The sequence below is a fragment of the Pseudomonadota bacterium genome (assembly GCA_030860485.1).
Classification (GTDB): domain Bacteria; phylum Pseudomonadota; class Gammaproteobacteria; order JACCXJ01; family JACCXJ01; genus JACCXJ01.
The window spans coordinates 1-11,442 of sequence record JALZID010000130.1 but is presented as its reverse complement, the minus strand read 5'-3'; the positions used below and the strand labels follow the sequence as shown (position 1 = coordinate 11,442).

Genomic DNA, 11,442 nt, shown 5'->3' with positions numbered 1-11,442 from the left:
TTCCCGCAACGGGCGCCAGCCGATGATCTCGATACCGCTCCGGCGCAAGTGAGACCGCAACTCGGCGTTGCGGAAGGTCTCGAAGTCGGCCACTCGCTGGCGCCAGTCGCCGGCGATGGCCCGCAGCTCCGGCGAGTCCGTGGCCGGGTGGGTGATCAGGTACGTGAGGCCAGGGGATAGCTCGTCGAAAAGGCCCTTCGTCAGGTCCAGCCATCGGGTCGTCGGCTGGTTCAAGGGCATCTCCCTGAGATGATCGAAAACCGGGAGCCCCTGCTCCTCCCAGCCGGCGATGGCCGCCTCGGACAGGATCGCGACCCACTGCGGCTGGCGCGTCATCAAGACCGGTAGTCGACGGGCGAAGCCGAGATCCACGTAATGGCCGACCAACGACACGGCCAGCATCGAGAACATGTGGCAGTCGACGTGGGTAAGATCCAAGCCCGCTGCCAGGGCACGGTCGACCTGGGCCTCCATCTCGATTCGGACCGCCTTCGGGTCGAGACCCCGCCACAGGTCCTGGTTGCGATAGAAGTACCCCTCCTCGTCCAACAGGCCGGATGTCGGATCCAGGGTCGAGACGGGTCCCCAGCGATAACTGTCCCATTCGCTGGTCAGTGTCAGGTGCACGCCGACATCGACGCCGGCATTCCCTCGACAGCCGGCGGCCACCGCGGGGAACCAGGGGCACGGAACCATCACCGATCCGGAGGAGATCACCCCGTGCTCGGCGAGCTCGAAGAACGCGCTCACCGTGGCGTTGCACATCCCGATATCGTCGGCATGGACGATCACGACGCGATCCGCCGCCGAGAACCCGAGCTCCCGCAAGGCGGTATTGTAGGTCACGAGATGCCGCGGATCCGATACACGGTGTCCGTGACCTTCGTCACCGCGATCGGGAACCTTCCCGCCAGGGCCTCGAGGTCCTCGTAGCAGAGCCGCCATCGGGGATCGTCCTCTACCGTCCAGTCCATTCCCTGCTGGTCGGTCAAAACACTACCGCCCGGACGCAAACACCATAGATAATTATCCACCATACGATAGAAGTGATACTTGCAGCAGGCAAAGCTCGCCAAATTGTTGTCAATGATGAAGTCGTACCGGTTCTCGATCGTTGTGAGGAAATCCCGGCCGTACTTGTTCAGGAGGTATACCGTGTAACTGGCGATGTGAAGCGAGTCGGCGAGGGTCTTTTCAGGTTCGCTTACGGTCAGGCCGTCGATGAGGCGTACCCGGCCGGCAAAGCGTCGGGCGAACCCCGAGTTGCCGACGCCGACGTGGAGGATCCGCCGGCCGTCGAGGTCCATCCGCTCCAGGGCGTCCTCGATCCTCTGCTGGTCGACCGTCGTGTCCTCCCGGGTGTGGTCCACCCAGATCGGCATATCAAGCCCCAATCCGGGATGCTCCAGTCGGCCGCACACCTCCGGGCAGACATCGTAGCGACTCGTCTGTTTCGACATACGGGCTAGGCTTTCCCGGTCCTGCGGGCGACCAACAGCCGGTAGTGGACGTCGCCCGAACCGTGCAAGCGCTCGAGCGCGATCCCGCCGAGAAAGGCGGAGACGACCGTGCGAACCGGCGACAGCGGGATGGCTCGATGGAGATTGGAATAGACGCTCTCCCATCGGTCGAGGATGTGCTCGTCCCGGACGACCATGAGCGAGCTGAGGTCCTCCTCGTGAATCAACGTCAGGCGGGCACGGCAGAGGGCAGCCCGGTAGTCCTCCTGTGACGGGTAGCGGGCGCAACCCCAATGGGCGCGCAGCAGGGCCACCTCGGTCGGCCGTACGCGGTCGAGGTCGCCTGTGGCCATGTCGTCCAGGATGAGCAGCACGCCGCCGGGACGGAGCGCGCTCGCCAGGTTGGGGACAGTCCGATCGAGGTCCGCTGAATGGATGAGCGACTCGATGGCGACGACCGCGTCGAAGTCCCGCTCGAGTGCCGTGTCGTAGCTCTGCAGATGAAACCGGCAGGAATCCTCGATGCCCCGCCGTCGCGCCTCGCGCCGGGCGACCCGGAGCTGTACCCGGCTCAGGGTGAGCCCGTCATAGCGACCACCGATCCGGCGCTGCCAGTGGAAGACGGTGCCACCGAAGCCGCAGCCGGCATCGAGCACTCGCGGCTCGGGAGGGAGACCGGCCACCTCCAGCAGGCGATCGTTGACATACTCGAGGCCGGCCGTGCGGCCGCCGGCGCCGCCGGCTTGCGTCGAAACGTTCAGCCTCTTGTGCATCGTGAACGCGGCGAAGCGATCGCGGTAGGAGAGCCAGTTGCTCACCTGGACGTAGCGCGACAGCCAGTCGTAGAAGTCCGGGATCTGCTCGTGGGTGATCAAGGCGTTGTCTCCCGGGGTTTCTCCCGCTATGTTGACACAGGGGGCCGGTGGGTTTCGACCAAGGAGTGCAGAAAAATACGAGCGCGCTCGAAAGACTGGTCCCAGGTCGGGTGACGTGCCGCCCTTCGCCGAGCCGCGAGCCCCATCCGCAGCAAGAGCTCACGGTCCGCAACTAAGAGCCGGAGGTGCCGGGTCAGGGCATCGGCGTCGCCTGGCGCCACGAGGAAGCCCTCGCGGCCGTGCCGGACGATCTCGTGCGCTCCCCCGGCAGTGGTGGCGATCACGGGCAGCCCGAACCGCATCGCTTCGAGGTAGGCGATGCCCAAGGCCTCGTAGTGCGAGGGTACGGCCAGTAGGTGGCTGGTGATCAGGTATTCCGGGATCCGAGCGTTCGGCACCGTGCCGACCAGGCAGACGTTGGTGCCAAGGCCGGCGCGACCGATCAGACCCCGCAGGCGATCCACGTAAGGCCGGTCCATCATCAAGCTGCCGACGACCTGTAAACGCCAACTCTCGGCGGGCAGGCGGCTCAGTGCGTCGATCAGGACGCAGAGGCCCTTGCCGGGGAGCACGTTGGCGATGCTGAGTACGCGCAGCGGCCCCGCCGCTCGTGCCCGCGCCGCGAGCTCGGTTTCCGAGCGTTCCACGGCCAGGTGATCACCGCCTGGGTAGGCGATGACCCCGGGAAGGCTGCGCCCGAGGAGGGCTTCGACCGCCATCCGGGTCGTCTCGGAGTTGTAAAGGGCTGCGTCGACGGTGGCCAGATACCGACGTTCGGTCGCCGGGCACAAGCCACGGGGCCACGTCGCCGTCTGCTCGCTCGAGCGCAAGAGGTGAACGATCGTGACGATCGGGTAGCGAGTCCTGACCCTGAGCCAGCCGTTGAGGAAGACCAGGGACGGGTGGACTAGCTCATCCTGCAAGAGGACATCGAAGCGCGCCCGAGTGAGCCGGCGGACCAACGAAGGCGAGGCGTTATCGCAGAGGGCGCGGGGGTAATGGTCCCGCCGAGGGAGCGAGATCACCTCGGCCCGATCTCCGCGTGACACGAGGTGATCCAGCAACCTGCGATCGTAGAGATAACCGCCGGTTAGGGTCTCGATGCTGCCGTAGATCACGAGACCGACTCGCATCACGCTCTGTAGGTGAGCATCACCTGCACGGCCTCTTGCGGGCGTCTCGAGGGGGACCCTGCCACATCTGCGCTCCCAGCGGCTTCCAAATTCGCAATTCGAAATTCCCTTACCGTGGGACATCAAGCGCCGGGTTTCGTGAAAAAAAGCCTCCCGGGATCAACTTGAACCCGACGTGCGTCACCGGCATTACCGGCCACTCTTCCGGACGCGGAATGTGCGTGATGCCCATCGTGTACCAGAGAACAATGTCCTGGTTCTCGATTGGCTCGTTGTTTGAAGCCCACGCCGGCAACCCATCACCACCTTTGCTCTGATTCGGGTATGCGCCTGCGGCGTTCATTTCGCCCGCTCGATATCGCGTCACCCAAAAGTGGCGGTTGATAAAACCGGCGCGCTTTCTGACCGATGATGACGGTGCAGCGTAGGGCACAGAGTTCGCGCCGGGCACAAGAATGAAACTCGTCGGCTGGCCAAGCGAATTTCTCGCAGATGAATTCCTAACACTCCACGTCCGAGCCGACTGCATGTTCATGCTCCGCCCTGCCGCCAGTTCACGACGCAGCATCGTTTCTTCCATCGTCGTTCCGTTACCTGAAGGGTTTCGACGCCCGGGAGGAATCGCTCTGGTATTCATCTCAACGACGGAGTTGCTCACTCCATCAACATCCAGATCGAGTCTGAAATTGAAAAAGTGCTGATGATGCGGCGCCACAATGCCGGGTGACACGAGATGACTGGAGCTGTCACCGGCAGCATGTTCCCCCATTGTCCCGCCAACCCCCTTTGGCAACATGATGCCGCTCAGCGCCGCGTCAACCTCGATCGTTCCGTCCTGACTAAAGATCCAATTAATCGCGTAATCATAGTTACCAATCGTGGCAACAAAGAGGATCACCAGTTGCCGCGCCCGGCGCGATTCGTTCTGTGTCGTGTAGCTGTCGTAATGCTTCCACAGAATTCCTCCGTCACGTTCGTACAGACCGACCGCTCGCTGCAGTGTGTAGGGCTTACCTGATTCGTCCGCAAAGACCGCATCGAACAGAACTGCATTCTCGGGAGCATCGATTCTTGCTTCCAGCGGGCTCGCCATTCTGCCGACAGTGTATTCACCAACATCAAACGCGCTTCGCCAGCGCCATGTCGGATCAGGATCGCCATAAGGAACGACCATCTCTGACAACGCCGCACGGTAAAGCACGGGACGCAATTTCCCTTGGTCCTCATAATCAACGGTATGAAGAACCAAGCCCTCGCGCGGGTGCATCGTGTAGCGAAACTTCCAGTTCTGCCATTGAACCTCGTTGCCCTGCAGCTCGAAGCTGTTTCCGTTCGGCTGGGAAATTGTGAGCGGCTTAGGAGCCTCTCTCTGACGGCCAATCGATTTCTCGTCCAGCTCCTGACCCCGCGGCGCGAGCGGAACGATTCCCGTATCAACGAATTCGACTACCTTGCGCGTATTCGTGTTGACTACGGCGACGACTCCTTCGATCGGGCGGCCATAAAAGTTAACCATACCATCCTTGAGATAAGAGAGCCCTCTGACGAGCCTGCCCTTCTCGCCAGCCGGAGCATCACCGACGGCCCAGGTGTCAATCTGGACTTTGTCAAAGTCCGTGATGCCTCGCTTGCGCATGGCCTCTTGCCAGCGGGGGTCACCTTTGACGATCAGCGGCACGGATTCATACTCTGGAAAGAAGACCAGAGGCTCGACGCCCACAATCTCTTTCCAGGAAGTTGTCTTGCGACTCCTGAGGTCGATAATGGCCTCGAACGTTCGGTCACCTTTTCCGTCATAAACGACGACGAACGCCTCTCTTGGAAACGGCTTTCCAGGCTTAAAGCCCAGGACCGTGGACTTGGAGGGCTCGTTCAACATGATCGTTGAAAAGACAGCGCCCTCGGGCAGTCCAGGCGACTCGCGAACAATGCCGGCTGCGGCTGTTATCTCTTCGGCGCGCAAGGGATCCAAGGGATGAGTGGGTTCGGCCGCGAGCACAGGTAGCGCCAGGCAAGATAAGAGAAGTGCGGCGGCCGGAAGTGTTAGTTTTCTTATCACGTGCTCACTACTGATAACTGACAACCTTCCCTTCCGAATCCTAGAGCAGGTGGCCAGATACCGGCGTTCGGCCGCCGAGTACCAGCCACGGAGCCGAGTCGCCATCTGCTCGCTGGAGCGCAAGAGGTGAACGATCGTGACGATCGGGTAGCGAGCCCTGGCCCTGAGCCTGAGGAAGACCAGGGACGGGTGGACGAGCTCTTCCTGCAAGAGGACACCGAAGCGCGCCCGAGTGAGCCGGCGAACCAGCGAAGGCGAGGCGTTGTCGACGAGGGCGCGGGGATAGTGGTTCCGCCTAGGCAGCGAGATCACCTCGGCACGATCTCCGCGTGACGCCAAGTGATCCAGCACCCTGCGGTCGTAAAGATAACCGCCGGTGAGGGTCTCGATGCTGGCGTAGATCACGAGGCCGACTCGCATCACGCTCAATAGGTGAGCATCACCTGCACGGCCTCTTCCGGGCGCCGATCGAGCAAGTCGTAGGCTTCGTCCGCGCGGGACACGGGAAAACGATGGGTGATGAGGCGGGCGGGCTCGATCTCGGCGAGCATCCGCCAGGCCACCTGCCGGCGGCGAGCCTGGCTCCAGCGTCCCGCAAAGCGGGGGGCGATGGTGCTGACTTGGCTGCTGATGAGGCGCATGCGACTGCGGTGAAAGGCCCCGCCCAAGCAGAGGTGGGCGGGCCGGTCGCCATACCATGACCCGATCACGACTCGGCCGTCGAAGCCGGTGACGGCGATAGCCTCGTCGAGGACGGCCGGGCTGCCGGAAAGCTCGTAGCTCAGGTCGAAGGACGAACGCAAACGCTCCAGCTCGCCGGCCGCCGCCGGGTCCACGGCTCGATGCGCACCCAGGTCGAGCGACCGCCCGCGCCGCAGGGGATGACGGTCCAAGGTCACCAGATCGGAGAGGGGGATGCGCGCCAGCAACGCCGTGGTGAGCAGCCCCACCACGCCCTGCCCGAACACCGCGACGTGCTCGCCGACGATCGGTTGGCCGTCCATCAGGAAGGTGACTGCCGTTTCGACGTTGGGCAGGAAGGCCGCGGCCTCGGGCGAGACCCCGGCGGGAACGAGGACGAGCTCGGCCGGCGAGGCCAGAAAATGGCTCTCGTGCGGATGGAAGCCCATCACCAACTCTCCCAGCCACTCTCGGCCGATATCCGCGCCCAAGGTCGTGATCCGGCCCACGGCGGCGTAGCCGTATTTGAGGGGGAAGGCGAACGCCTCGGCGAGGGCGGAGATGGACGAGTCGAGGGGCATGTCGGCCGGCACCCGGCCGCGATAGACCAGCATCTCGGTGCCCGGGCTGATCGCGGATACGACGGTCTCGACCACCACCTCTCCGGCGCCGGGCGGAGACAGCGGCTCTTCCCGCACCGCCACGCGGTGGGGTGCGACGAAGTACAGGGACCATCTACAGGCGGTCATCGATAAACCGGGACAGGACCCCACGGGTCTCGCGTAGTGCGTACTTCCTGGCCCACTCGGAAGCGTCGATCCGAACCCCGTCGCAGAGCGCGCGGGCCGCGAGATCGACGACGGAGCCTCGCTTGCCGGTGATGTTGCCGTAAACGTTCGGCCGCAGATCCAACTCGGCGAAGCCCCGGTACTCGCCGTTGACGACGCAGGTGGTACCGCACGCCATCGCCTCGATCAGCGCCAGGCCAAAGCTCTCCTTCGGCGAGGCCAGAACAAACAACCGTGCCCGGTGGCAGAGCAGGGCGATCTCCCGGGCCGAGCGCCAGTTGGAACTGGCGAGCGGCTGCCCCGGATCGATGCTCGAGACGACGCTGACGCCGTCGATGTACCTCTCGACCTCGCGGAAATAGTCCGTGTCGGCGACACCTCCCGCCAGATAGAGCGGGAGGCCGTACTCCTCGAAGATCCGCTCCCGGTAGCCTTCGCAGAGCTCGAGCTGGTGCTTGTCCGGATGGATCCTCCCCACGGTGAGCACCCACTCCTCGCCGCCTCGATCGGGGCCGGCTCGATCACGGTTGGCTCGATCGGGGTGGAACACCTCATCATCGTAGGAACCGCCGACGATGAGCAGGTCCGGGCGCGGTTCGCCGCGATGGGACAGGATCCCGCGGAAAAGCCCATCGGGCACATCGGGGTGAGGATAGGTATCGGTGAGACAGAAGGAGGCTCGGGAGCCAGCGAGCTCGAGCGTGAATTCGTTCTCTTTGAATCCGATGAAAAGGACGAAGGCGAAGTCGTGGGCGAGGAGACCCGAAATACTCAGGTCGCCTGCCACGGGCCGACCGCCGAAATAGAGCCCTAGAGGGGCCCAGTCGCCCGGACGGGTGAGGAGCAGGTAGACCCTATCGGCGGGGAACAGGTGCGTCAGGTAGTCGCTCACCAGCCGGGCGCAGCCATTGGTAACGACGGGGTACGGGCTTGCCGAGGAAACCAGCAGAACCCGCCGGGTCACGATGCGGCTCTTCCGACGAACAGCATGCCGTCACCGACCGACCGGTAGACATGCCTGTCGAAGCGTACCGATTCGGCGACGGACCGGATCGCCGGCTTTTGGAACGAACTGATCCCGGGGCCGATGATGAGCGGCGAGATGTGGAGTTGCAGGACGTCGATGTTGCTCTCGGCGAGGAAGGCCGAGGTGGTGGTGGCGCCGCCCTCGATGTACACGGAAAGGATGTCGCGGCGGTAGAGCTCGCGGAGGATCGCCGTGGTGGCGATGCGCCCGTTCTCGGTCGGCAGCGCGAGGCGTTCGACCTGCGGCGACGCTGGTTCCTTGCCCACGCCGATCAAGAGGATCCGACCGGGACCCGCCCGCGCGAGACAGTCGATGTCGACATCGACGCCGCCGCCGACGACGATCCGGATGGGGTCCGATCCTTGGGTGTGGCGCACGGTCAGCGCCGGATGGTCCGTGCGCAAGGTGCGGGCGCCTATCAGGATGCCGTCGCAGAGGGCACGCATTCGGTGGGCGTGAACCAGGTTCTCGGGGCAGCCGATCCACCGGGAGTCGCCGAGGTCCGTGGCGATCCTGCCATCGAGCGACTGGGCAAAGTGACTGACGGTGAACGATCGCCGCACCCGCCGGGCGTGAACGGGCGCCATGCAGTAGGGCAGGTAGATCTCGAGCAGCGCCGCGGCAGCCGATGGCAGGGTGCCATCGGTGAGCCTCTGCAGCACGATCAGGTCGTCGAGCCGGTAACGGCTTTCGCCTGCGCCCGCCGGCGGGCCGTTCGAGGCGGGCTCGCCGTCGAGGACCAGAGAGACCCGCCAGCCGTCGCCCGCCGGGGGAGTGAGCGAGTCCAGGCATACCGCGGGAGCGTCGCCGATGAGCAGCGAGCAGCGACGGATCGGCGCGCCGTGGCCGCGGACCGCTTCTGCTAGCAGGGTCAAGGCGCGCCAGCAGGCGGCTGCCGCGTGGGGCTCGACGATCTCTTCCCGTGTCGTCACTGCCCGAGGTCCTCGAGGAGGTGCCCCAGACGCAACCGCTTGACCGTCAGGTACCCGCGGTTGTGGTCCGTCGGCGGCACTACCAGAGGCACTCTGGCGACCATGCGGATCGACGAGCGCTCGACCGCACGGACCTTCGCCGGGTTATTCGTGAGCAGTCGCAGCGCGTTGACGCCCAGATCCTCTAGAATGGCGATCGCGGCCGAGTACTCGCGCTGATCCGCCCCGAACCCGAGGTGCAAGTTTGCCTCGACGGTATCGAGCCCCCCATCCTGAAGGCTGTAGGCGCGGAGCTTGTTGAGCAGACCGATCCCCCTCCCCTCCTGCCGCAGATAAATGAGCACCCCCGATCCCTCGAGCCCGATGGCCTGCAAACTGACTTCCAGCTGGATCCCGCAGTCGCAGCGCTGAGACGAGAAGACGTCACCCGTCATGCACTCGGAATGGATGCGCACCAGGGGGACGTCGAGACCTTCCACCGCTCCTTTCACCAAAGCGAGGTGGAGGTGCTGCGATCCGCTGTCCGTATAAGCGCGTAGCAGGAATTCGCCGAAGTCGGTCGGCAGCCGCGTATCCACCGCCCTCGTCAACATGCCGTCGCCCCCTCGTGGAGTCCTGCCGCCAGGAGCGGCCGTGGCGGATGCCCGGACCGTCTGGCCGGGCGCCCGGAGGGGTTACTCATCAGGCATCGGTGATCGCCGTAACGGAGGATATCCCCGTGCATCACTTGCCCTCCTTTCCAAAATGGTTGCGCACCGATGCGAGCAGGACGGTTGCTCCTCGCCCCGGTTTCGATTGCCTCGGTCGACCGCGGATCAGTGACCTCCTGATGGTGTAGGGCATAATTGGTCTTGGTCTAGGGCATCATATTTAGCGCATAGTCTAGGGGGTTCTGTTCCCGCCAATACGATTTCTACATTCTGCATCATGCCTATGTCTTCGTGGGGGAGAATGTGGCAGTGCAATACAAATTCACCGATGTATCGCGCGTAACGCGTGCGATACTCGATTTCAACGCCTAGCTCCGGGTTTTCTCCGTTCGGATCTCCTTCCACGAAGATCGTATCTTTCCATACACCTTTCATACTCTCATATTCGCCGGTGGTGATTTCTTTCTTGGTGATTTTATCTTTAACGCTGACGATCTGGAACGGATTCACATGGATGCGGAAGGGATGCGACAAAGCCGACGAGGAAAGACGCCAAGATTGGGCAGTACCCAGGATCAGGGTTTGATCGATCCGAGGCGGTTCATAGGGCTTACCGTTCACCCAGCCTATGTCAAAGTCTTTGTTGAAATTGAAATCGATGTTGATACCAGAAGGTGCCGGTAGGGTGGTCTTCGGGCAGCACATTGTCGCTGTTGCCGGTAGGCGAAACCCAAAGTCCGTGTGAGCGCAGATTCGTGGTATTGAAACAGTGAGGCACATTCGTGCCTTTGCCCTCGGCACAATCGGGTTCCACAGGCAATTGATTCCTTAAACCAATATGCACGGTCTGCCTCGGTTTCATCACGATCGTCGGGGCCAGAAATTCATCCTCGTAGGAGCGAAGACAGACGTTATCATGCTTGTCGGTGGCCGGATTGTAGATGGTGCCTTTGGTATATGTGATCGGCAAACTGTGCGCTTTCCTGTGTCCGGCACGCAACAGGCAAAGTATAGGACGTTCAATGCCCTTTCGCAACGGGCTTCGTCTTGCGGCCGAGCGGCCGGTGCCCCCGGTGGGTTTGCGGGAACTCCGAGGTGAATCGGAACCCGGCATCCGGTGCCTGGGGAGAGCACGCCGGTCGCGAGGCGTCGACCGGCGGGATCAGGCGGAATGGGACGGCGTTTGCCGGACGTAGCCGATTCGGGAAACATGAAGGGCCCTAATGGCTCGAGTATCATTGCATGTCAGTTATATGCAGTGCATAGTTCAAGTTATATCTTAGATCCATGACACTGACGTGCTGGTCCTTGACTTTGCCCAGTTCGTCATTGACGTTGTGCGAGTCGCTGCCCTTGATGCAAGGCTTCCGCCGGCCAAACCACTTCCGGTATTGCTCCTCCGTAAACTTGCCGTCCTTCCAGAGGAAGAAATCCGCCTGCGCCTTGTTGGAAGAACCGAGGATGTCTGTCTGCTTCATAGACCAGCCCTTCCTTGAAGAGCGTGTCGGCGTTGCCGAGCTGGATGATGAACTGGTTCCAGTCGCCCGCGAAGCCGTGGGAGGCCGGGCTGTGGACATGCAGATCCCATTTTCGCCACTTTGAGCCCTTAGGCCAGTTCATGTCCGCCCCCTTGCAGTGTATTTGCGCAGAATCCCCCAGTACCTCTTTGGGGTACAGGACCACGCCATATCTCCACGACCCGACCCCCCCGTGCGCGTTCACGGCCTTCACCCATTCGTCCAGAAAGCGGCGCTTAGTCTGATCCTGCTCGGTGTCCATGCCCTTGGTTTCGCACGAGGGTGTTCCCTGACGCCAGCCGGATGAGGAAATCCGGGCG

General features: G+C 62.9%; 12 protein-coding genes. All 12 read right to left on the bottom strand.

Going from position 1 to position 11,442, the window contains the following annotated elements; genetic code table 11:
* Positions 1-846, bottom strand: an 846-nt coding sequence (locus tag M3461_07320) for a polysaccharide deacetylase family protein (protein ID MDQ3774175.1), incomplete at its 3' end; no start/stop codon positions are given.
* Positions 843-1,460, bottom strand: a complete 618-nt coding sequence (locus M3461_07315) for a hypothetical protein (GenBank protein ID MDQ3774174.1) — start codon at positions 1,458-1,460, stop codon at positions 843-845. The genes M3461_07315 and M3461_07320, both read right to left, overlap by 4 nt.
* Positions 1,461-1,465: 5 nt before the next feature.
* The gene (locus M3461_07310) at positions 1,466-2,335 is read right to left on the bottom strand and encodes a methyltransferase domain-containing protein (protein ID MDQ3774173.1); all 870 of its coding nucleotides are present in this window, start codon (positions 2,333-2,335) and stop codon (positions 1,466-1,468) included.
* Positions 2,336-2,361: 26 nt separating this feature from the next.
* A complete protein-coding gene (locus M3461_07305) occupies positions 2,362-3,468 on the bottom strand; it encodes a glycosyltransferase family 4 protein (GenBank protein ID MDQ3774172.1) in 1,107 nt (368 codons plus the stop codon).
* 109 nt (positions 3,469-3,577) lie between these two features.
* Positions 3,578-5,932 carry a primary-amine oxidase gene (locus M3461_07300; protein ID MDQ3774171.1) on the bottom strand — a complete coding sequence of 785 codons (2,355 nt, stop codon included), beginning with the start codon at positions 5,930-5,932 and terminating at the stop codon, positions 3,578-3,580.
* A 20-nt stretch (positions 5,933-5,952) separates the two neighbouring features.
* Complete coding sequence (locus M3461_07295) at positions 5,953-6,957, bottom strand: zinc-binding alcohol dehydrogenase (protein MDQ3774170.1); 1,005 nt, start codon at positions 6,955-6,957, stop codon at positions 5,953-5,955.
* Positions 6,944-7,960 (bottom strand): glycosyltransferase, encoded by a 1,017-nt coding sequence (locus M3461_07290; protein MDQ3774169.1) that lies wholly within the window; start codon positions 7,958-7,960, stop codon positions 6,944-6,946. The genes M3461_07295 and M3461_07290 overlap by 14 nt, the downstream gene beginning before the upstream one ends.
* On the bottom strand, positions 7,957-8,955 hold the full coding sequence (locus M3461_07285) for a RibD family protein (GenBank protein ID MDQ3774168.1): 999 nt from the start codon (positions 8,953-8,955) through the stop codon (positions 7,957-7,959). Before M3461_07285 ends, M3461_07290 begins: the two co-directional genes overlap by 4 nt.
* Positions 8,952-9,548, bottom strand: coding sequence for a GTP cyclohydrolase II (gene ribA, locus M3461_07280; protein MDQ3774167.1), 597 nt, complete (start codon positions 9,546-9,548; stop codon positions 8,952-8,954). The genes M3461_07285 and ribA overlap by 4 nt, the downstream gene beginning before the upstream one ends.
* Before the next feature lie 222 nt (positions 9,549-9,770).
* On the bottom strand, positions 9,771-10,226 hold the full coding sequence (locus M3461_07275; GenBank protein MDQ3774166.1) for a multicopper oxidase domain-containing protein: 456 nt from the start codon (positions 10,224-10,226) through the stop codon (positions 9,771-9,773).
* Positions 10,227-10,236: 10 nt separating this feature from the next.
* Entirely contained in the window at positions 10,237-10,575 is a 339-nt protein-coding gene (locus M3461_07270; GenBank protein MDQ3774165.1) for a hypothetical protein, read from the bottom strand.
* A gap of 356 nt (positions 10,576-10,931) precedes the next feature.
* A partial coding sequence (locus M3461_07265; protein ID MDQ3774164.1) for a hypothetical protein occupies positions 10,932-11,442 on the bottom strand: 511 nt, incomplete at its 5' end.

Bases quoted from the DNA above. Each gene is read 5' to 3' on its own strand.
- ribA (MDQ3774167.1), bottom strand. From the start codon at position 9,548: ATGTTGACGAGGGCGGTGGATACGCGGCTGCCGACCGACTTCGGCGAA.
- M3461_07315 (MDQ3774174.1), bottom strand. From the start codon at position 1,460: ATGTCGAAACAGACGAGTCGCTACGATGTCTGCCCGGAGGTGTGCGGC.
- M3461_07305 (MDQ3774172.1), bottom strand. From the start codon at position 3,468: ATGCGAGTCGGTCTCGTGATCTACGGCAGCATCGAGACCCTAACCGGC.
- M3461_07295 (MDQ3774170.1), bottom strand. From the start codon at position 6,957: ATGACCGCCTGTAGATGGTCCCTGTACTTCGTCGCACCCCACCGCGTG.